We start from the raw sequence: 20,454 nt of genomic DNA, 5'->3' as shown, positions 1-20,454 counted from the left end.
CGTTCCAAGTACTCCAAGCACTTGGCGGGGAGGTTTGGAGGGGCAGAGCCCCTCCAACTGCGCCAGCGGACATATCCTGGCCGCCAGGAAGGCCCTTCGGCCTTTGCCCGGGTGAGGTTTGGCGAGGGGCAAAGCCCCTCTCCAGGTTTCGCGCGCCCTTCACGTCCCCGTCCGCGGCGGATCGAGATACAGCGGGCTTTCGAGGTACCGCCGCAGCCAATACCGCGCGATCACTCCCAACGCCGCCGCCATCGGCACCGCCAGCAGCACGCCCAGGAACCCGAAGGCCACGCCGCCCGCAAACAGCGCGAAGATCACCCAGACCGCGTGCAGTTCCACCCGGTCGCCGAGCAGGTAGGGGTAGATGACGTATCCCTCGACCGTCTGGCCGACCAGGAAGATGCCGACGACGACCAGCACCTCGTTCCAGGTGCCGAACTGGCCCATGGCGAGCAGCACGGCGGCGGCGAAGCCGGTCAGCGACCCGACATAGGGGATGAAGGTCAGCACGCCGGCCAACAGGCCGATGGTCAGGCCGAGTTCCAGCCCCGCCAGTTGCAGCGCGACGGCATAGAAGATGCCGAGCGCCGCGCAGCACAGCAACTGCCCGCGCAGCCAGGCGGAGAGCACCCGGTCGGTGTCGCGCGCCAGTTGCCTCAACACCGCGGCGTTGCGGCGCGGCAACCAGGATTCGATGCGCGCCAGCATCCCGGGCCAGTCGCGCAGCAGGTAGAAGGCGACCACCGGCACGACGACCACCAGGGTGAAGACCTGGAACAGCGCGAAGCCGCCGCCGATCAGCCGCGTCGTCGCGGTGCCGAGCCAGGCCAGCATGCTCCCCGCCTGATTGATGGCAAGGTCGCGCAAGCGGCGGTCCACCATCTCGGGGCCGAAGGCCTCTTCCAGCCGCTGCAAGCCGTCCTGCAACAGCGCGCCGACGCCGGCGATGTAGCTTGGCAGGCGCTGCACCAGCACCCCGATCTGGGACAGGATCAGCGGGTAGAACAGCAGGGCGGCGATCAGCGCCGTCGCCATCAGCAGAAAGATCAGCAGGAAGGCGGCGAGCGGCCTCCGGATGCCGATGCGCGTCAGCCGCGTCGCCACCGGATCGAGGAAATAGGCCACCACGGCGGCCAGCACGAAGGGCGTCAGGATGCCCTGGAACAGCCACAGGCAGAACAGCAGCGCCGCGGCGAAACCCACCACCAGCGCGGTGCGCTGGGCGCGCGTCGCGGTGCGCGGCGCCGTGGGCGGCGGGAAGCGCGCCGGCGGCCCGCTGCGGGGTGCGAGGGGCGGAAGCGGCGGCTGCGTCACGAGGTCCCGTTTCCGGTCTGCCGTGCCGCCTGCCGCACATAGGCGACGCCCGAGGCGAGGGTGGTGAAGGCGACCAGCCAGGTCATCGCATCCAGCAGGTCAGGCGCGGCGAGATCGTAGCCCTTCAGCAGCAATGCCAGGGCCGCGAGCGCGATCTGCGCCGCCGTATTGGCCTTGGAGATCAGCAGCGGCCGGATGCGCCGCGAGATGCCGAGCAGCCACAGCACCACGAAACCGCCGACGATCAACAGGTCACGGAATACCACCAGGATGGCGAGCCAGTCCGGCAGGATCCCGATCGCGGCGAGGGTCACATAGACCGACACCAGCAGCGCCTTGTCCGCCACCGGGTCCATCAGCGCGCCCAGCGCCGAGCGCGCGTTGCGCACCCGCGCCAGCCAGCCGTCCAGGCCGTCCGAGATGCCGGCACCGACGAAGACCAGGAAGGCGATGTCCAATCTCTGATGCAGCATCAGCCACACCGCTGCCGGCACAGCGCAGAGCCGGGCCAGGGTGATGAGGTTGGGCAGGGTGAACAGCCCTGCCTCGCCATCGACGGCGGCATCAGCCGCCGGCCGCCGGTCGCGGCGGTCAGGACTGTCCGCCAAGGGCCACGCGCCAGGCATCGCCGGGCGCCCCGGAGCCGGGGGCGAAGGTGACTCCCTGGCGCGCCATCTCCTCCGCCGCCGCGCCGGGGGCGGTGCGCAGGCCCAGGCGCAGCCGCGCGCGGTCGGTCGAGATGGCGACGATGTCCAGCCGCGCCGTGGCGTCGCGCAGCCGGCGGCGCAGTTCCAGCCATTCGTTCAGCGAGCCGTAGAGCGCGATCGCCTCGACGGTGGTCGCGGCCGGGCCGGCGCTGGGCGGGCGGCGCGTGTCGGCCGTCGCGTCGGATGGCGTGCCGCTGCCGCCGCCGCTGTCGCCGCCCGATTCGGCGGCCGCGGTGCCGAGATAGCCCCGCGCGCGGGACGGGTTGAAATTCACCGTGATCCGCCCGGTGTAGCGGGTCGGGCTGGTGCGCTCCTCCTCGATGATGATGGAGGTGGTCATCGCCTCGATCTGCGAATCCGACAGCGACCGGGTGGAGCCGGCGGCCTCGGCGATGCGCTGCCAGGCGGCGCGGCGGCCATTGGCCAGCGCCCGTTCGCGGGCAATGACGCCATTCTCGGCGGTTGCCTCGGCGGTCACGCCGGTCTGGGTGAAGCTGATCGGTGCCGGCGCATCCTGCGCGCGCGGGGCTGCCATCGGGGCGAGCATCAGCATCGCGGTTGCGAACAGCGCCGCCGCATGGTTCTTTCCGCGCGCCCGCGCGGTGCGGGACCAGACCGGCATCGCGTCCCCGACCCTTTCCTCGTGGCCGGCCGCAGCGGCCGGCGCCTTGCGCCGCGTTGCGCGGCACTTCCTGCGCCCAGCCTTACCCGATCGGAGGCCGCCCTGACCAGTTCCCCGTCTTCCCCCCTCACCTATCGTGCGGCGGGCGTGGATATCGAAGCCGGCGACGCGCTGGTCGATGCGATCAAGCCGCTGGCCAAGGCGACCGACCGGCCGGGCACCATGGGGGGCCTGGGTGGCTTCGGCGCGCTGTTCGACTTGAAGGCCGCGGGGTTCACCGATCCGGTGCTGGTGTCGTCCACCGATGGCGTTGGCACCAAGCTGCGCGTCGCCATTGATGCCGGGCACCATGCAACGGTCGGCATCGACCTCGTCGCCATGTGCGTGAACGACCTGGTGGTGCAGGGCGCCGAGCCGCTGTTCTTCCTCGATTATTTCGCGACCGGAGCGCTGGACGTGGCCTCGGCGAAGCAGGTGGTCGCCGGCATCGCAGAGGGCTGCCGCATCGCCGGCTGCGCCCTGGTGGGCGGCGAGACGGCCGAGATGCCTGGCATGTATGCCAAGGGCGACTACGACCTCGCCGGCTTCTCGGTGGGTGCCGCCGAACGCGGCGCGCTGCTGCCGAAGGGCGATGTTGGTCCCGGCGACGTGGTGCTGGGGCTGCTCTCCTCCGGCGTGCATTCCAACGGCTATTCGCTGGTCCGGCGCATCGTCGAGCGCGGCAATGCCGGGCTCGATTCGCCCGCGCCCTTCGCCGCCGGCAAGACGCTGGGCGCGGCGTTGCTGGAACCGACGCGGATCTATGTGAAGCCGCTGCTCGCCGCGCATCGCGCCGGGCTGGTGAAGGCCGCCGCGCACATCACTGGCGGCGGCCTGCCCGGCAACCTGCCTCGCGTCCTGCCCGAAGGGACCATCGCGGTGATCGATGCGCGCGCCTGGTCGCCGCCGCCGGTCTTCGCCTGGCTCGCCCGCGTCGGCGAGGTCGCGGCGGAGGAAATGCTGCGCGTCTTCAACTGCGGCATCGGCATGGCGGTCGTGGTCGCGCCCGATTCGGTGGACGCCGCCACCGCCCTGCTGACCGAACAGGGCGAGACGGTCTGCCGCATCGGCACCATCGAGGCCGGATCCGGCGAGGCGCAGGTCCGCATCGACAACCTCGGCGCCGGCTGGCCGGGATGACCCGCCGCCGCGTCGCGGCGCTGATCTCGGGCCGCGGGTCGAACATGGCGGCGTTGCTCGCCGCCGCCGAGGACCCCGCCTACCCGGCCGAGATCGCGCTGGTGCTGTCCAACCGGGCCGATGCGGCGGGGCTCGCCCATGCCGCATCGCGCGGCGTGGCGACCGCCGTGGTGGAAAGCCGCGCCTTCCGCGGCGACCGCGCCGGCTTCGAAGCCGCGATGGAAGCCGAATTCGCGAAGCATGGCATCGAGCTGATCGCGCTGGCCGGCTTCATGCGCGTGCTGACCGAAGGCTTCGTCGCGCGCTGGGAGGGCCGGCTGATCAACATCCACCCGTCCTTGCTGCCCTGCTTCCCGGGGCTCGACACCCATGCGCGGGCGCTCGCCGCCGGGGTGCGGCTGCATGGCTGCACCGTGCATCTGGTGACGGCCGGCGTGGATGAGGGCCCGATCCTCGTCCAGGCCGCCGTGCCGGTGCTGCCAGAGGACGACGAGGCGGCCCTCGCCGCCCGGGTGCTGGCCGAGGAACACCGCCTCTATCGGGCCGCCCTCGCCTGGCTCGCCGCCGGCCAGGTGCGGGTCGAGGCCGGCCGGGCGGTGTTGTCGGGGGTGCCGGCGGCCTCGGGGTCGCTCGCGAACCCCTTGCCCTTGGCCCCGGCCCTTTCTAAACGCTGATCTCTCACGATTGGCAGGGGTGGACCGTGGCCGAACAGCAGACGCACTATGATTTCGTCGAGGTGAAGGCTGGCGACATCCTGGCCGAGCGCGAATCGAGCTGGAACGGCTTCACCCATTTCGTGACGTGGTCCGCCGGCGGGATCGCGATCATCCTGGTGCTGATGTACCTTTTCCTGGTCTGAGCATCGGGCGCCGCCGCCGCAGAGCGGCGGCTTGAGTCTTTGGTTTGTCCCTCAGACGGCGGGCGCCGCGCATCCGCACGGCTTGCCTTCGCGCCGTGCGCTGGCGCGCCGAGGGTCACTGTCGGTTTGGGCGCGGTCGCGCTTTGCGCTCCCGGATCGCGGTAGGCCCGCGATCCGAAGGTCTTTGGTTTGTCTCTCGGACGGCGGGCGGGCCGCATCCGCGGCCCTTGCCTCCGCGTCTTGCGCCGGCGCGCCGGGGGATCGCGGTCGGTCTGGGTGCGATCGCGCTTTGCGCTCCCGGATCGCGGCAGGGCGCGGGGCCGATGGGGCAGGCGCTGTTCCGTCGACGCAGGTCAGTTCGCCGGGCCGGCACCCGGGCGGCCAAGCAGCCAGCCCTGCAACGCATCGCAGCCGGCCTGGCGCAGGGCACGCATCTGCTCCGCGGTTTCCACCGCCTCGGCCACCGCGGTCGCGCCCAGCACGTGGATCATCTCAACCACAGCGGCCACGGCCGCCCGCGTACGGACCGGGTCGCCCGACGGGCCGTCGACACCCCGGGTCAGTTCCGGGTCCAACTTTACGGTCGCGAAGGGAATGTCGCGCAGCACCCGCGCCGAGCCCACCGCTCCACCGAAATCGTCGAGCGCCAGAGCGACGCCCTGCAGGCGGAGCGCGAGTGCCAGGTCGCGCGCCGCGTCCAATTCCCGCACCACCGCCGCCTCGGGCAATTCCAGGGACAAGCCGCGCGGGTCCACCCCGCTCGCCTCCATGGCCGCGCGGACCATCGGCGCCGCCTGGCCCGTCCGGATCGCCGTTTCCGAGATGTTCACCGCCAGGAACGGCCCGCCCGCCTTCCAGGCCGCACGGAGCCGGAAGGCCGACACCAGCACCCAGGCTTCGAGCCCCGTCTCGCAATCCGCGGCGGCCGCAGCGGACAGGATCTCCCGCGCCCCGATCGGGCCGCGCTCCGCATGCTCCCAGCGCAGCAGCGCCTCATAGCCCACGGGCAGCAGCGTGGCGGCGGCGCAGATCGGCTGCAGATCGAGCCGCAGCCCGGAACCGCCGAGGGCGAGCACCTCGACCAGTTCGGCACCGAGTAACTGCAGGTCCACTTCGGTTGCGGTCCCCGCCGTGATCCCGTCCATGCGTCCGCCCGCTCCTCGCCAAGGGCGCACATCAAGACTCAGAGAGTGTTAACGGCGGGTGAGGCAGGCCATGAAAACAAAACCGGCACCGCCCCGCCAAGCGGAGCGGTGCCGGATGTCGGCGGCAGGCGGGTCCTGGGAGAGATCCTGCCCAGGAGGAATCACCCGGACAGGTGAAGATGCCTGCCCGAGGGGAGCGAGGGCGGTTCCATCCTCGGAGGAACCGCTCTCGGCCGCCCGGCGCGATGTCAGCCGACGATCTCGGTGCCGGCGAAGAAATAGGCGATCTCGACCGCCGCGTTCTCCGGGCTGTCGGACCCGTGCACGGAATTCGCCTCGATGCTCTCGGCGAACAGCTTGCGGATGGTGCCCTCGGCGGCGTTGGCCGGGTTGGTCGCGCCCATCAGGTCACGGTTCTTGGCCACGGCGCCCTCGCCTTCCAGCACCTGCACCACCACCGGGCCGGAGACCATGAAGTCCACCAGGTCGTTGTAGAACGGGCGTTCAGCGTGGACCTTGTAGAATTCCTTGGCCTGGGCGCGGGACATCCAGAGGCGCTTCTGGGCGACGATCTTCAGGCCGTTCTTCTCGAACACCGCGTTGATCGCGCCGGTCAGGTTGCGGCGGGTGGCGTCCGGCTTGATGATGGAAAAGGTGCGCTCGATGGCCATGGTGGCAGTCCTCGGTCGTATTGGGTCGCCGGGCGCATAGACGGGGCGCGGCCGGACCGCAAGCCCAGCGGTGTGACCGGCATGGTTCACACCCCGTCGCGGAGATAGTCCGACAGACCCCGCACCAGCGCATCGAAGACCACCCGGCAGCGCGGATCGCGCGCCATGGCTTCGTGCATCGCCACCCAGCAGGGCAGCGGCAGCGCGAACTCCCCGCCCAGCACCCGCGCAAGCGACGGGTCGCGCGCGGCCAGCGGCACCTGGCAGACACCGATGCCGAAGCCCGCCCGGATCGCGGCGAGCTGGGCGAGATCGCTGTCGGCCCGCAGGGCGAACATCTCCCGGTCGAGGCCGCTGATGCGCCGACGCATGGCATTGACCGCCGCCGTCTCTCGGTCGAAGCCGATCAGCGTATGGCCATGCAATGCCGCAAGGCTGTCCGGCACGCCACACCGGTCCAGGTAGTCCCGCCTCGCATGCAGGCCAAGCATGACGTCGCCGATGCGGCGGGCCAGCAACGCCTCCTGCTTCGGGGCGACCATGCGCACGGCGATGTCGGCCTCACGGCGCAGCAGGTCCTCGACCGTGCTGGTCAGGGCGAGTTCCAGCACCAGGCCCGGATGCGTCCGCCGCAGCGCGGCGAGGATCGGTGGCAGGACCTCGACACCGATCACCTCGCTGGCCGTGATGCGCACCGTGCCCTGCACCACGCCGCGGCGGCCAGAAGCCTTGCGCAGCAGCGCCGCCGCCTCCGCGGCGATGGCCTCGGCATGGGGGCGCAGCGCCTGGGCCGCGTCGGTCGGTTCCAGCCCATGGGCGGAACGGGTGAACAACGCCTCGCCCAGCGCCGCCTCCAGCGCATCGACATGCCGCCCTACTGTGGGTTGGGTCAGGTCCAACGCCCGCGCGGCGCCGGACAGGGACCCTTCCTCCAGCACCGCGAGGAAGCTGCGGTAGAGGTCCCAGCCGGGTTCGCGCGATGCCATACGATTTCGTATATCATCTGCACGTCTTCACGCAATTCTGTTCAGGACCGCGCGGCGCGATGTCTCCCCCATCGGACAGGAGACAGACCGGATGAGTCAGGACAGGACGGCCCTGGTGCTCGGCGCCACGGGCGGCATCGGCGGGGCGGTGGCGCGGGGCCTGCTCGCCCGCGGTTGGCGCGTGAAGGCGCTGCACCGGCAGGCGGCCGGCCAGCCGGCGCGTGGCGGACTAGCCTGGGTGCAGGGCGACGCCACCCGACCGGCCGACGTCGCCGCCGCGGCCGAGGGCGTGGCCCTGATCGTCCACGCCGTGAACCCGCCCGGCTATCGCCACTGGCCCCGCCTGGTCCCGGCCATGCTGGAAGCGAGTATCGCCGCCGCCACCCGCCAGCGCGCCCGCATCCTGCTGCCCGGCACGGTCTACAATTACGGCCCCGATACCTTTCCTCGCATCGCCGAGAACGCCCCGCAGCATCCGCTGACCCGCAAGGGCGCAATCCGTGCGGCGATGGAACTGCGCCTGGCCGAATCCGGCCTGGACGTGCTCATCGTCCGCGCCGGGGATTATTTCGGGGCCGAGGCCGGCAACTCCTGGTTCTCCCAGGCCCTGGTGCAGCCGGGAAGCATTCCGCGGCGCATTGTCCATCCCGGCCGGCCGGGCATCGGCCATCAATGGGCCTATCTGCCGGACGTGGCCGAGACCATGCTGCGCCTGCTCCACCACCCTGCCCTGCCCGGCGGCTTCGCGCGCTTCCACATGGACGGCCATTGGGATGCCGGCGGCACGGATATGGTCGATTCCATCCGCCGCGCGCTCGACCAGCCCGACCTGCCGGTGCGCCGCCTGCCCTGGATGCTGTTCCGGCTCCTCGCGCCGGTCTGGCCCTTCGCGCGGGAGGTGGCGGAGATTGCCTATCTCTGGCGCAGCGCGATCCGGCTCGACAATGCGAAGCTGCGCGCCCTGCTCGGCGAGGAGCCGCATACCCCGCTGGACGACGCCGTGTCGGCGACGCTGCGCGGCCTCGGCTGCCTGCCCGCCCCGGTGCTGCGGAAGGCAGTGTCGTGACGGCCGCGCTCGGACGCGCCTTCGCGCTGGCGATCCCGGCCTTCGTGGTCGCGCAATTCCTCCTCGTCGGCCTCGGCGTCTTCGCGGATGGCGCCGCGTGGAACCTGCATCGTTCCGTCGGCGCGGCGATGGCGCTGCCGGTCCTGGGGCTGGCGATCCTGGCCTGCACGACACCCGCGCTGCTGCCGCTGCGCAGTCCTGCAAGTGCCCTCGCAGGACTCTATGCGATGCAGTTCGGCTGGCTCGGGCTGGGTGCAGCGCTCGACATCCCGGCGCTGCGGGCGGCGCATGCGGTGAACGGCCTTGCCATCGCCGCCACGGGCGATGTCCTGCTGCGGCGGCTGCGGCAGCCGGTCGCCGCCATCGGGTGATCGCTTTCGGCCCCGGGTTCAGGGTGGCGCGCTATCCCATACGCGCGACGACCACGGTGCGGGCAGAGCGGAAGAGGGCTCTGCCCTCCCCCGGCCCCCTACCCGCCGAGGGCCACAGGGCCTCTGGAAACCGTCACCTGGCACCGGGAATGACGGCGGGAAGGATGACCGAAACCCGCCCTTGCGCAGAACGGGCGCCGGGAGGGGGCGACGTGACCGTCCTACCCGATGCCGGATGCCGGCGGTCCAGGCCATCCATGGCCTGGCGGGGTAAGGTTTGGAGAGGAACGGCGCCCCCCTCCAACCCACCTTCGCGTAAATGGGCACGGCCCCTCCAACGCGACGCCGCCATCAACGCGCGTCCTCCACGCTGCCTGCACCAGGACGCCCGCGCAGCGTCAGGCCAGACGTCGGCGCCCCGGGGCGTCCATCAGCCCGGCCACGATCGCCTTGCGGACGGGCCCCAGCACCGCCCCGGCCCCGATCAGCGCCGCCCGAGCCAGCCGTGCTGGCGCGCGGTCATCCGAATACAGCCGCGCCACCGCATTGGTGGCGAGGAACAGCGGCAGCGTCGCCCGCCGATGCCCCCAGGCATAGCGCGCCAGCCCCGCCGCCGAGCCAGGATCGGCAGCACGGCGGATCTCCCCGGCCAGCAGTTCGGCACCGGACAGGCCGAAATTGAAGCCATGGGCCGTGACCGGGTGCATCCCGACGGCAGCATCGCCCAGCAGGGCAAAGCGCGGCCCGACGAAGCGGTGGGCGTAGGTCGCGACCAGCGGATAGGCATGCCGCGTCGCCGCCAGCCGCATCGGACCGAGGCGGGATTCGTAGCGGCGCGTCACCTCGGCGCCGAAGTCCTCCTCGGACATGGCCATCGCGGCCTCGGCCAGCGCCGGCGGCAGGGTCAGCACCACCGAGGACATCGCCCCGTTCAGCGGCAGCATGGCGATGGTCTGGCCATGACCGAACCACTCGGTCGCCACGCCGCCATGCGGCTTCTCGTGGGCGACGCGGGCGACGATCATCGTCCGCCCGAAATCGAGCATCGCCGCCCCGATCCCGGCGCGCCGCCGCGCCTCGGAAAAGCGGGAATCCGCAGCGACCACCAGCCGAGCCGTCAGTCTCTCGCCGCCATCCAGCATCACCGTCGCGGAGTCCGCACCGAGCGACAGGCCCACCACCTTGCAGCCGGCGCGCAGTTCGCCCGCATCGGCGGCCATCGCCTGCTCGAACAGCGCGCGACGGATCAGGTGGTTCGGCACCAGCCGGCCGAGCGGTTCCCCTTCGCCGCCTGGCGCGAAGCGCAGGGCCAGTGGCGAGGCGCCGTTGATGACCTTCGCCTCGCGCAGCGGCGCCGTCTCGGCGACCGGGATGCGGTCCCAGGCACCAAGGTCGCCCAGGATGGCCTGGGATCGGTGGGTCAGGGCGATCTCGCGCCCGTCGAAGGCCGGGTCGGCAATGCTCGCCTCGGGCGCGCGCTCCAGCAGGGTGACGCGCAGTCCGCTGCCCGACAGGGCGCAAGCCAGGGCAAGCCCAGCCGGCCCGGCTCCGATGATGGCGACATCCGTATTCATGGCCTCATCCTCCTGCCCGCAATCTGCGCCGTCCTTGATCCGGCACAAGGGCTGCGGCGTCAGAGCCTGTCTCGGACATCGCCTGACGGCGACCTCCGGCGCCCGGCACCGCGGCCCGCAGCCCCACCCGGCCACCCAACAGCGGTATCCCGGATGGGTGGTCGGGGGTGGGGGTGCAGTCCGGCCGGACTTCCAAGACAGGCCCTCAGTCCTCTTCCTCGATGGCGCGGCCCGCCTGGTGCCGGCGCAGCAGCGCCAGCCCGATCCCGGCCGAGACGACGAACAGCCCAACCCCAAGGCCGAGCTGCCAGGCCCCATCCACCCGGATGCCCTTGCCCAGCAGGGCGAAAACCACCGTCTGGGGCAGGTAGCCGATCGCCGAACCGGCCAGGAAGGGCAGGAAGGGAATGCTGGCCATGCCCGCGAGCAGGTTCAGCGCCAGGTTGTTCCCCACCGGCAGCAGCCGCAGGGCGAGCGTCGCGTTGAAGGGGCTGCCCGCCAGCACGTCACGCAGCGGCCGCAGCCGATGCCCGAACCGCCCGGCGAGCCGCCGTTCCGCCCAGCCCCGCCCGACCGCGCCCGCCCACAGATAGGACAGCGCGCAGCCCGCCACCTGCGCGGCCAGCGACAGCGCCGTGCCTTCCACGATCCCGAAGGCATAGCCGCCCAGGAAGGCGACCCCCTGCCGCGGCGCTCCGGCCGCCGTCGCCGCAGCCCCCATGCCGATGAAGACCAGGTCGCCGAGCAGCCCCTGCCCCAGCACCCAGCGATCCACCCAATCCGTCCCGGGGGCGAAGCCGACCTCACGCAGCAACAGCCCGGCCAGCACCAGCCCGGCCGCCATGATCGCCAGCTTGAGCAGCGCCGCGCGACGCCGCCCGGACGCCGCCGCCTCGGTCATGGGCCTTCGTCGCGCTCGATGACCGGCCGCCGGCCGCGTCGCTGCAGCCAGGCCACGCCGATCAGGTCGAAGATGCCCACCAGAAGACGGTCGAGCGTCCCGTAGTTGGAGGCGCCGCGCGTGCGCGGCCGGTGGTTCACGGGCTCGCTGACCACCGCCCCGCCCTGGCGCAGCACCAGCGCCGGCAGATAGCGGTGCATGTGGTCGAATTTCGGCAGATCGAGGAACAGGTCGCGCGGGAAGACCTTCAGCCCGCAGCCGGTATCGGGCGTCGCGTCCCGCAGCAACCAGGCGCGCACGCCGTTGGCGATGCGGCTGGTGTAGCGCTTCACCCCGCTGTCCTTGCGGTTCACCCGGTGCCCCGCGATCAGGGTCCGGCGGCCTTCCTGGGCCTCGGCCTCGGCCCGGGCAAGCAGGCGGGGGATGTCGGCCGGGTCGTTCTGCCCGTCCCCATCCAGGGTCGCGATCCAGCGCCCGCGCGCCGCCTTCACACCGGTGACGATGGCGGCCGACTGGCCGCAGGAGGCCTGATGGCGCAGCGCCCGCAGTGGCGCCCCGGCGGCGCGGGCCGCGCGCAGCGCCTCGGGCGTCGCGTCGGTCGACCCGTCATCGACATAGACGATCTCATGGGGAATGGCGGCGAGCGCGGCCTCGATCTCGGCCACCAGGGGCGCGATGTTCGGGGCCTCGTTCCGCACGGGGATGACGACGGACAGGACGGGTGTCGCGGCGGCATCCGGGCCCGGCTCGGGCGCGGACCCGGCGCGGGGGTCAGGGAGCATGGGGCGCGCGGTAGCAGCCCGGCCCCGCCCCGGCAAGCAGCCCCCGTGTGCTCGGCGCCACGCGGGCCTATATCGCCCGCCATGCCATTCGATTCCCGCGGCGCCGCCGCCCCGCCCGCCGAGCATGACGCCCATCGCCGCCGCGCCGTGGCGCGCTGGCTCCTTTTCATGGCCGGACTGGTCTGGGTGATGGTCGCCCTGGGCGGCGCGACGCGACTGACCGGATCGGGCCTGTCCATCATGGAATGGGCGCCGATCACCGGCATGCTGCCACCGGTGTCGGAAGCCGAATGGAACCGGCTCTACGACCTCTATCGCACCATCCCGCAATATCAGCTCGTGAATGCCGGCTTCGGGCTCGAGGGCTTCAAGCAGATCTTCTGGCTGGAATGGATCCACCGCTTCTGGGGCCGGATGATCGGCATTGCCTATGTGGCCGGGCTCGCCTGGTTCTGGCTGCGCGGGCAGGTGCCGGCCGGATACAAGCCGCGGCTGCTGCTGCTGCTCGTCCTGGGGGGGCTGCAGGGCGCGGTCGGCTGGTTCATGGTGGCCTCGGGCTTCGAGGCGGACCGGACCGCCGTATCGCCCTATCGCCTGGTGATTCACCTCGCCCTCGCCTTCCTGCTCTATGGCATGCTGGTCTGGACGGCGTTGACACTGCTGCGGCCGCGGCCCGATGAAACGCCCGTGCCCGCCGGCCTGCGCCGCCTGGTGCATGCCGTCGGCGGGCTCGCGGTGCTGACCATGCTGGCTGGCGGATTCGTGGCAGGACTTCGTGCGGGTTTGGACTATAATACTTTCCCTCTCATGGAGGGCCGCCTCGTGCCACCGGGCTACTGGGTGCTGGAACCTGGCTGGAGGAATCTCACCGCCAATATCGCGGCGGTGCAGTTCAACCATCGCCTGCTGGCCACCGTGACCCTGGTCCTCGTCGGTTGGGCCCTGGTCGCGGCGATGCGCAGCCTGCCACGCGGGCGGGTCCGCGGGGCGATCCATGGCCTCGCCATGGCCGTGCTGCTGCAATACGGGCTCGGTGTCGCCACGCTGCTCGCCGTGGTGCCGCCCTGGCTCGGCACGCTGCACCAGGCGGTGGCGGTGCTGGTCCTGACCGGGGCGCTGCTGGCGCTCCATGCCTTGCGCCGGTCCCCGGCGCCGGTCGGCGCCAGGTGAACGCTGAGGAGGCCGCCCTCCGGGCCATCGAGGCCCTGCACCACGCCATCCTTGTGATGGACGCGGACAACCGGCTGGTCCTCGCCAACGCCGCGCTGTGGAAGGAGGCCGGGGTCGATTCCGGACGCTTCCCGCCTGGCACGCCGCTGCGCGACATCGCGCGGCTGCTCGCCTATCGTGGCCTGCTCGGTCCCGGCGACCCGGCCGCGCTCGCCGACCAGATCCTCGCGATGGACCGCAGCCAGTTCCACCTGCGCCACCAGCGCAGCGCCGACGGTGCCAGGCTGTCCCAGATTTCGAGCCAGCCCTTGCCCGGCGGCGGCTTCGTGGTCTGCTCGGTCGACATCACCACCCTGCACCGTGCCGAGACGACCGCCCGCAACCGCGCCGCGCTGCTGGAGCGCATCCTGAACACCCAGCGCGGCGGCATCGCCCTGTTCGACGCGGCCAAACGCCTGGTGCTGCACAACCCGGCCTATCGCCGCCATTCCAACGCGACGGCCGAGATGCTGGACGGCCGCCCGACCCTGACGGAGATCATGCAGGCCCTCTCGGAGGCCGGCGAATTCCCGTCCAGCCGCGATCAGGACTACGTCCGCAAGGTGATCTCCGGCGAGCGGTCCCATCTGCGCTTCGGCGAGCGCGAGAAGATGGACGGCACGGTGGTGCGCTTCCACAGCACGCCGCAGCCCGATGGCGGCTTCCTGATCGAAAGCGACGACGTCACCGACCTGCGCCGCGCCGAGGACGAGGCGCGCCGCCGCGCCGCCATCCTCGACGGCGTGCTCGAAGCCTTGCCGCATGGCGTCTGTGTCTGGAGCGCCGACCGGCGCGTCGCCCTGTTCAACGACGCCTATGTGCGATTGATGGAAGGCGCCCCGCTGCAGGTGGGCGACACGCTGGAGGATGTGATCCGCCGCCGTGCCGCGGCGGGCGAATACGGCACCGGCGAGGCCGATGCGATGTACCGGCTGGAGATGGCGCGCGACCTGTCCCGCCCCCAGGAACGCCGCCGCCTGCGCGCCAACGGCACGGCGCTCGACGTCCGCACCGCGCCGCTGCCCGATGGCGGGCACATCTCCGTCGTCACCGAGATCACCGCCCTGTGGCGGGCCGAGGACGAGGCGCGCCGCCGGGCCGAGCTGCTCGAAACCGCGCTGGGGGCCATCCGGCACGGTATCGTCATCTGCGATCCGGACCACCGGGTTCTGGCCGCAAACCAGCTGGCGCGCTCGCTGGTCGGTCATGAACCCGGCACGGACCTGGTCGGCCACACCGCCGAGGAAGTCATCGAGCAACTGCACCGGGCCGGCAATTTCGGGCCCGAGCCGGCAGCTTCGGAGCTGCTGCGGATGGCTCTCGCGCTCGACCGGACGAAACCGCATGTCTACCAGCGCACCACGCCGGACGGCCGGGTCCTCGAGGTCGCCTCGGACCCCACGCCCGATGGCGGCTTCGTCATCACGCATTCGGACATCACGGCCCTCGCCAAGGCCGAGGACGAGGCGAGCCGCCGCGCGAAGGTCCTCGAAACCGCCATGGCCTCGATGCGCCACGGCCTCATCATCTATGGGCCGGATCGCCGGGTCATCGCGGCGAACGAACTCTCGGCCGAGCTCGGCGGACACGCCCCCGGCTCCATCCGCCCGGGGCGGCTGCTCGACGATCTGCTGGGCGACCTGCACGCCGCGGGTGCCTATGGCCCGGAACCCGGTGCGTCGAAGCGGCTGAAGGCCGGGCTCGCCATCGATCGCAGCAAGCCCTACCGCGCCGTCCGCGAGACCGCAGGCGGGCGGGTGCTCGAGATCTCTTCCGACCCCACGCCGGATGGCGGCTTCATCGTCACCCATTTCGACATCACCGCCCGCGCCCGCGCCGAACAGGCGGCGCAGGAGCGCGCGCGCATCCTGCAGGTGATGCTCGACAACACGCGGCACGGCATCTGTCTCTTCGACGCCAATGGCTATGTCGTCGCGGCGAATGCGCTCGCCGCGCGGATCTGTGGCCTGCGGCCCGAACAGATGGCCCCAGGGCGGCACATCCTCGAGATCCGCGACGAGCAGGCCGCCGCCGGCGAGTTCGGCGACCCCGAGGCCTTCGCCCGCTTCGTCGCCGGGCGCCCCGGCGATCCGTGGCGCGGCCCGCACCGTTACACCCGCCGCCGCCCCAACGGCATGGTGCTGGAGATCACCACCGATCCCACGCCCGATGGCGGCTTCGTGCGCACCTATAACGACGTGACCGAGGACCGGATCGTGCGCGACGAGCTGGAGCGCGCCCGGGCCGCGGCCGAAGCGGCGAGCGAGGCGAAATCCCGCTTCCTCGCCACCATGAGCCACGAGCTGCGCACCCCGCTCGCCTCGGTGATCGGCTATGCCGAGGCCCTGCTCGGCGAGACCGCACCCGAGACCATCGCCGAGTATGCTGGCGCGGTGCGCGAGTCCGGGCGGCAATTGCTCGCGCTGATCGACGACATCCTGGAAGTCGCCCGCGTCGGCGGGACCGAGGCGCCGGGCCCGGTCGTGCCGATCGATCCCGCCGCGCTGGTCGGGAGCCTGGCGGCCACGGCGGCGCCCGAGGCCGAGGTGGCGGGCCTGCGGTTCGAAACCGACGCCCCGCCGGGCCTGCCGCGCGCGCTGTGCGACGAGCGCCGGCTGCGCCGCGTCCTGCGCGCGCTGATCGCGAATGCCGTGAAGTTCACCCCCGCCGGCGGCAGCATCCGCGTCGCGGCCGCGGAGGATGACGACCAGGGCCTGGTCTTCCGCATCACCGACACCGGCATCGGCATGGCGGCGAAGGACATCCCCCGCGCCTTCGAACCCTTCACGCAGCTCGAATCCTCGCTGGCCCGGCGCTATGCCGGCTCGGGCCTCGGGCTGCACCTCGCGAAGCTGCTCACGGAGGCGATGGGGGCCAATCTGACCCTCGACAGCCGGCCGGGCGAAGGCACCACCGCAACCCTTCGCCTGCCGCGCGGCATCACCATCTCTCAGTCTGCCAGCGCCGCGCCCCAGGAGACACCATGACCGCCCTCGCCACCACCGACGCCCTGTTCTTCGGCCTGATCGACCGCGCCGCCGCCGAGGCGCGCCTGCGCCAGGCGACCGGGGGCTGCGAGGATGGCGAGTTGTTCCTGGAGTACCGGGAGAGCGAGGCGATTTCGATCGACGATGGCCGTATCCGCTCGGCCTCCTATGACGCGACGCGGGGCTTCGGACTGCGCTCCGTGCAAGGCGAGGCGGCGGGTTATGCCCATGCGGGCGAGCTGTCGGATGCCGCCCTGGCGCGGGCGGCGGAGACGGTGAAGGCGGTGCGGCAGGGCCGGTCGGGTGTGATGGAAGCCGGGCCGCGCGCGACCAATGCGCGGCTCTATTCCGATGCCAACCCGCTGACCCAGATGGATTTCGCCGCCAAGACCGCCCTGCTGCAGGAAATCGACGCTTTCGCCCGCGCGCGCGACCCGCGCGTGGTGCAGGTGATGGCGTCCATTTCCGGCGAATGGCAGGCGGTGCAGATCCTGCGCCCGGACGGGCAGCGCGTGGCGGATCTGCGGCCGCTGGTGCGGCTGAGCGTCTCGGTGGTGGTGGAGAAGGATGGGCGGCGCGAGACCGGGTCCTTCGGCACCGGCGGCCGCTTCGGCTACGACCGCATCCTGACCGAGGCGCAGTGGAAGGGCGCCGTGGACGAGGCGCTGCGCCAGGCGCTGGTGAACCTCGACAGCGTGCCCGCCCCGGCTGGCGAGATGGAGGTGGTGCTGGGATCCGGCTGGCCCGGCATCCTGCTGCACGAGGCCATCGGCCATGGGCTGGAGGGCGACTTCAACCGCAAGAAGACCTCGGCCTTCGCGGGGCTGATGGGGCAGCGCATCGCCTCCCCCGGCGTAACGGTGGTCGATGACGGCACCATTCCCGATCGCCGCGGGTCGCTCACCGTGGATGACGAGGGCACGCCGACCAACCGCACCGTGCTGATCGAGGACGGCATCCTGACCGGCTTCCTTCAGGACCGGCAGAATGCGCGGCTGATGGGTGTCGCCCCCACCGGCAACGGCCGCCGGCAGTCCTTCGCGCATATCCCGATGCCGCGCATGACCAACACGGTGATGCTGGGCGGCGTGCATGAGCCGGGCGAGGTGATCGCCTCGGTGAAGCGCGGGCTCTATGCGGTGAATTTCGGCGGTGGGCAGGTGGACATTACCTCCGGCAAGTTCGTGTTCAGCGCCTCCGAGGCCTATCTGATCGAGGACGGGAAGATCGGCGCGCCGGTGAAGGGCGCGACACTGATCGGCAACGGGCCGGATGCGCTGACCAAGGTCGCGATGGTGGCGAACGACATGGCGCTCGATCCGGGCATCGGGACCTGCGGGAAGCAGGGCCAGGGCGTGCCGGTCGGCGTGGGCCAGCCGACGCTGAAGATGGCAGGGCTGACCGTGGGCGGGACGGCCGTCTGAACGACGCGTCGGCAGCGTGCTGCGCCCATCCTGCGGGCATTCCCGCATGATGCGCGGCGGTCCGGTCCCGCTAGAACATTTCCGGCGAACTTCCGTTCACCTGCAATGCTCTAGGTGTTCGTTTCTGAAGAGCCTCTTCACCGGTCCGGATGAGTTCATCCGGACAGGATCTGCTCTAGGTCAGGAGAGCGCCGCCCCGGCCGCATAAGCCGGAGAGGCCACCTTCGTGATCATCGGCCGTAATGCGCGAATTGCGCGGCGGCTTCAGCGAGTTCCTTCTTCGTCAGCAGCACGGGCTTCAATCCCGCCGCACGCAGGTCGAGATACTGGCCGGCCAGGTTCTCGATCTCCAGGGCGAGCGTCACCGCTGCCTGCAACGTCGCACCGGCGGCGACCACGCCGTGGTTCGCCAGCAGCACGGCCCGCCGGTCGGCGAGCGCCGTCACGCATTCCCGCGCCAGCGCCGCCGTGCCGAAGGTCGCGTGCTTCGCGCAGCGCACCGGCCCGCCGGCGAGCAGCACCATGTAGTGGAAGGGCGGAATCCCGCGTCGCGCACAGGACAGCGCCGTCGCACGCGGGCTGTGGGTGTGGACCACCGCGCCGATCTCGGACCGCGCGGCATAGATCGCCGCATGCAGCCGCCATTCGGAGGATGGGCGATGCGGCGCGCCCTCGGCCGGGATGCCGTCCCTGTCGATGGAGACGATGTCCGCCGGCGTCATCTGCGCATAGGGCAGCGCGGCGGGCGTGATGAGGACATCCTCGCCATCCCGCACCGAGAGGTTGCCGGATTTCGACGGCATCATGCCCGCGGCATCGAGGCGCTGGGCGGCGGCGACGATGGCTTCCGCACTCATGACAGCACGCCCCCCAGGCCGAAGGCGATGCCGGCGAGCAGCAGGCAGCCCATCGCCCCGATCCAGCGTGACAGCGCGCGATGCAGATGCGGCCTGGCCGCCGGCGGCAGGTCGGCCGGCGGCACGATCCAGGCCATGCCGTTGAACAGCAGACGCTTGCCACCGATACGCACGGCGCGGATGCCGGCGGCGATGGCCGTAATCGCCAGGACGGCCATGCCGATCAGCGCCACGGCACCGAGCAGAATGAGCAGCGCCGTCACATCGTCGCGCCCAGCACCCAGGGCGCGAATTCCTGTGCGCCGAAGCCCATCGCCTCGCTCTTCGTCGGTTCGCCGGACGCCGTGCGCAGCATCAGCTCGAAGATACGCTGGCCGCATTGCTCGACCGTCTCCGCACCGCTGACGATGGTGCCGCAGTCGATGTCCATGTCCTCGGACAGGCGGGCGTACATCGCGCTGTTGGTGGCGAGCTTGATCGACGGCGCCGGCTTCATCCCGAAGACGCTGCCGCGCCCCGTGGTGAAGCAGACGAGGTTCGCGCCGCCGGCCACCTGCCCCGTCGCCGCCACCGGGTCGTAGCCCGGCGTGTCCATGAAGACGAAGCCCTTCGCCGTGACGGGCTCGGCATAGCGATAAACGTCGACGAGGTTCGTCGTCCCCGCCTTCGCCATGGCGCCGAGCGACTTCTCGAGGATCGTCGTCAACCCGCCCGCCTTGTTGCCCGGCGAGGGGTTGGCGTTCATCTCGGCGCCTTCGCGGGCGGTGTAGTCCTCCCACCATGTCATCACGTCGACGAGCTTCTGCCCGACCGCCTGCGACACGGCACGGCGCGTCAGCAGGTGTTCGGCGCCATAGGTCTCGGGGCTCTCGCTCAGGATCACCGTGCCGCCATGGCGCACGATCAGGTCCGATGCCGCGCCCAGCGCGGGGTTCGCGGTGATGCCGGAATAGCCGTCCGACCCGCCGCATTGCAGCGCGACGCACAGCTCGGATGCGGGCACCGGTTCGCGCGTCACGGTGTTGGCCTCGGCCAGCACCTCCTTCACGAAGTCCATGCCCTTCAGCACCGTGGCGCGCGACCCGCCGCTGTCCTGGATGTCCATGGACCGCAGCCTGCCGGTCAGCTTCTGCTCCTCCAGCATCGGGCCAAGCTGGTTCACCTCGCAGCCGAGGCCGATGGCGATGACATGCGAGAAATTGGCGTGCCGCGCGAAGCCGGCCAGCGTCCGGCGCAGCACGCGCAGCGGCTCATCCATCGTCATGCCGCAGCCGGTCTTGTGCGTCAGTGCGACCACGCCATCGACATTGCCCCACTCCGCCAGAGGATCATGGCCGGTGATCGGGTTGCGCTCGAACTGCCGCGCGATCAGCTCCGCCACATGGGCCGAGCAGTTCACGCTGGTCACGATGCCGATGTAGTTGCGCGTCGCCACGCGCCCGTCGGCACGGCGGATGCCCATGAAGGTCGCAGGCGTGTCCACATAGGCCGTCGGCACCGCATCCACGCCCCAGGCATAGTCGCGCGCGAAATCGCCCATTTCGCAATTGTGGGTGTGGACCCAGGCGCCCGGTTCGATGCTGTCCGTCGCGAAGCCGATGATCTGGCCGTAGCGGCGGATCGGCTCGCCCTTGGCGATCGGACGGATCGCCACCTTGTGGCCGGCCGGGATGCGGCGTGCGCCCACCGTGACGCCGGGCGCGACAAGCGTGCCCGGCTGCAGAACCATGCGCGCGATGACCACCCCGTCATCGGGGTGCAGACGGATCACGGGCGGCAGCGTCGTGGCGTCCATCGTTT

Annotated in this window: 20 protein-coding genes; 8 read left to right on the top strand and 12 right to left on the bottom strand. The window is 71.3% G+C overall.

Translation table 11 applies throughout. From position 1 onward, the window contains the following. Nucleotides 1–159: 159 nt before the first annotated feature. Genes KPL78_RS00820 through KPL78_RS00810 form a run of 3 tightly spaced genes read right to left on the bottom strand, consistent with a single transcriptional unit; the run spans nt 160 to nt 2,643 of the window. Nucleotides 160–1,314, bottom strand: a complete 1,155-nt coding sequence (locus tag KPL78_RS00820) for an AI-2E family transporter (protein WP_369412587.1) — start codon at nt 1,312–1,314, stop codon at nt 160–162. After that, complete coding sequence (locus KPL78_RS00815) at nt 1,311–1,922, bottom strand: CDP-alcohol phosphatidyltransferase family protein (RefSeq protein ID WP_255568486.1); 612 nt, start codon at nt 1,920–1,922, stop codon at nt 1,311–1,313. The genes KPL78_RS00820 and KPL78_RS00815 overlap by 4 nt, the downstream gene beginning before the upstream one ends. Beyond that, nucleotides 1,906–2,643: a hypothetical protein gene (locus tag KPL78_RS00810; protein WP_219760745.1), complete on the bottom strand. Its 738-nt coding sequence runs from the start codon at nt 2,641–2,643 to the stop codon at nt 1,906–1,908. Before KPL78_RS00810 ends, KPL78_RS00815 begins: the two co-directional genes overlap by 17 nt. 102 nt (nt 2,644–2,745) lie before the next feature. On the opposite strand from KPL78_RS00810, the gene purM reads away from it, so the two are divergent. From purM to KPL78_RS00795, 3 genes are read left to right on the top strand one after another with little or no spacing between them, the layout of a single operon-like run. Next, nucleotides 2,746–3,822: a phosphoribosylformylglycinamidine cyclo-ligase gene (gene purM / locus KPL78_RS00805; protein WP_255568567.1), complete on the top strand. Its 1,077-nt coding sequence runs from the start codon at nt 2,746–2,748 to the stop codon at nt 3,820–3,822. Further along, a complete protein-coding gene (purN, locus tag KPL78_RS00800) occupies nt 3,819–4,496 on the top strand; it encodes a phosphoribosylglycinamide formyltransferase (RefSeq protein WP_219760743.1) in 678 nt (225 codons plus the stop codon). Before purM ends, purN begins: the two co-directional genes overlap by 4 nt. 26 nt (nt 4,497–4,522) lie before the next feature. Continuing rightward, nucleotides 4,523–4,681 carry an aa3-type cytochrome c oxidase subunit IV gene (locus tag KPL78_RS00795; protein WP_219760742.1) on the top strand — a complete coding sequence of 53 codons (159 nt, stop codon included), beginning with the start codon at nt 4,523–4,525 and terminating at the stop codon, nt 4,679–4,681. Between the two features lie 353 nt (nt 4,682–5,034). Here the strand turns inward: KPL78_RS00795 and KPL78_RS00790 are convergent, their stop codons facing one another. The 3 genes from KPL78_RS00790 to KPL78_RS00780 all read right to left on the bottom strand — a co-directional run bounded on the left by KPL78_RS00790 (nt 5,035) and on the right by KPL78_RS00780 (nt 7,483). After that, on the bottom strand, nt 5,035–5,826 hold the full coding sequence (locus tag KPL78_RS00790) for an EAL domain-containing protein (protein ID WP_219760741.1): 792 nt from the start codon (nt 5,824–5,826) through the stop codon (nt 5,035–5,037). 248 nt (nt 5,827–6,074) lie between these two features. Continuing rightward, nucleotides 6,075–6,497 (bottom strand): nucleoside-diphosphate kinase, encoded by a 423-nt coding sequence (ndk, locus tag KPL78_RS00785; protein WP_219760740.1) that lies wholly within the window; start codon nt 6,495–6,497, stop codon nt 6,075–6,077. Nucleotides 6,498–6,583: 86 nt separating this feature from the next. Next, entirely contained in the window at nt 6,584–7,483 is a 900-nt protein-coding gene (locus KPL78_RS00780) for a LysR family transcriptional regulator (RefSeq protein WP_219760739.1), read from the bottom strand. Nucleotides 7,484–7,574: 91 nt separating this feature from the next. On the opposite strand from KPL78_RS00780, the gene KPL78_RS00775 reads away from it, so the two are divergent. Next, nucleotides 7,575–8,549 (top strand): NAD(P)H-binding protein, encoded by a 975-nt coding sequence (locus KPL78_RS00775; RefSeq protein WP_219760738.1) that lies wholly within the window; start codon nt 7,575–7,577, stop codon nt 8,547–8,549. Then, the gene (locus tag KPL78_RS00770) at nt 8,546–8,920 is read left to right on the top strand and encodes a DUF6220 domain-containing protein (protein ID WP_219760737.1); all 375 of its coding nucleotides are present in this window, start codon (nt 8,546–8,548) and stop codon (nt 8,918–8,920) included. Before KPL78_RS00775 ends, KPL78_RS00770 begins: the two co-directional genes overlap by 4 nt. 398 nt (nt 8,921–9,318) lie before the next feature. Here KPL78_RS00770 and ubiM read toward each other — a convergent pair whose 3' ends face one another. The 3 genes from ubiM to KPL78_RS00755 form a co-directional block, all read right to left on the bottom strand. Next, entirely contained in the window at nt 9,319–10,494 is a 1,176-nt protein-coding gene (gene ubiM, locus KPL78_RS00765; RefSeq protein ID WP_219760736.1) for a 5-demethoxyubiquinol-8 5-hydroxylase UbiM, read from the bottom strand. A gap of 205 nt (nt 10,495–10,699) precedes the next feature. Continuing rightward, complete coding sequence (locus KPL78_RS00760; protein WP_219760735.1) at nt 10,700–11,395, bottom strand: TVP38/TMEM64 family protein; 696 nt, start codon at nt 11,393–11,395, stop codon at nt 10,700–10,702. Then, nucleotides 11,392–12,177, bottom strand: a complete 786-nt coding sequence (locus KPL78_RS00755) for a glycosyltransferase family 2 protein (protein WP_219760734.1) — start codon at nt 12,175–12,177, stop codon at nt 11,392–11,394. The genes KPL78_RS00760 and KPL78_RS00755 overlap by 4 nt, the downstream gene beginning before the upstream one ends. Nucleotides 12,178–12,258: 81 nt before the next feature. Here KPL78_RS00755 and KPL78_RS00750 point away from each other — a divergent pair, with 81 nt between their 5' ends. From KPL78_RS00750 to tldD, 3 genes are read left to right on the top strand one after another with little or no spacing between them, the layout of a single operon-like run. Continuing rightward, nucleotides 12,259–13,347, top strand: a complete 1,089-nt coding sequence (locus KPL78_RS00750; protein WP_219760733.1) for a COX15/CtaA family protein — start codon at nt 12,259–12,261, stop codon at nt 13,345–13,347. Then, nucleotides 13,344–16,373 (top strand): PAS-domain containing protein, encoded by a 3,030-nt coding sequence (locus tag KPL78_RS00745; protein WP_219760732.1) that lies wholly within the window; start codon nt 13,344–13,346, stop codon nt 16,371–16,373. Before KPL78_RS00750 ends, KPL78_RS00745 begins: the two co-directional genes overlap by 4 nt. Continuing rightward, on the top strand, nt 16,370–17,797 hold the full coding sequence (tldD, locus tag KPL78_RS00740) for a metalloprotease TldD (RefSeq protein WP_219760731.1): 1,428 nt from the start codon (nt 16,370–16,372) through the stop codon (nt 17,795–17,797). Before KPL78_RS00745 ends, tldD begins: the two co-directional genes overlap by 4 nt. A 230-nt stretch (nt 17,798–18,027) precedes the next feature. Here tldD and KPL78_RS00735 read toward each other — a convergent pair whose 3' ends face one another. The 3 genes from KPL78_RS00735 to KPL78_RS00725 are packed head-to-tail and all read right to left on the bottom strand — an operon-like array spanning nt 18,028 to nt 20,449. Next, nucleotides 18,028–18,654, bottom strand: coding sequence for a class II aldolase/adducin family protein (locus KPL78_RS00735; RefSeq protein ID WP_219760730.1), 627 nt, complete (start codon nt 18,652–18,654; stop codon nt 18,028–18,030). Beyond that, a complete protein-coding gene (locus tag KPL78_RS00730) occupies nt 18,651–18,917 on the bottom strand; it encodes a hypothetical protein (RefSeq protein ID WP_219760729.1) in 267 nt (88 codons plus the stop codon). The genes KPL78_RS00735 and KPL78_RS00730 overlap by 4 nt, the downstream gene beginning before the upstream one ends. Then, entirely contained in the window at nt 18,914–20,449 is a 1,536-nt protein-coding gene (locus KPL78_RS00725) for a UxaA family hydrolase (protein WP_219760728.1), read from the bottom strand. Before KPL78_RS00725 ends, KPL78_RS00730 begins: the two co-directional genes overlap by 4 nt. Between the last annotated feature and the right edge of the window lie 5 nt (nt 20,450–20,454).

The organism is Roseomonas alba, from assembly GCF_019430885.1.
Classification (GTDB): Bacteria; Pseudomonadota; Alphaproteobacteria; order Acetobacterales; family Acetobacteraceae; genus Neoroseomonas; species Neoroseomonas alba.
The sequence above is the reverse complement of the archived record's forward strand: the minus strand, read 5'-3'. Positions and strand labels throughout refer to the sequence as shown.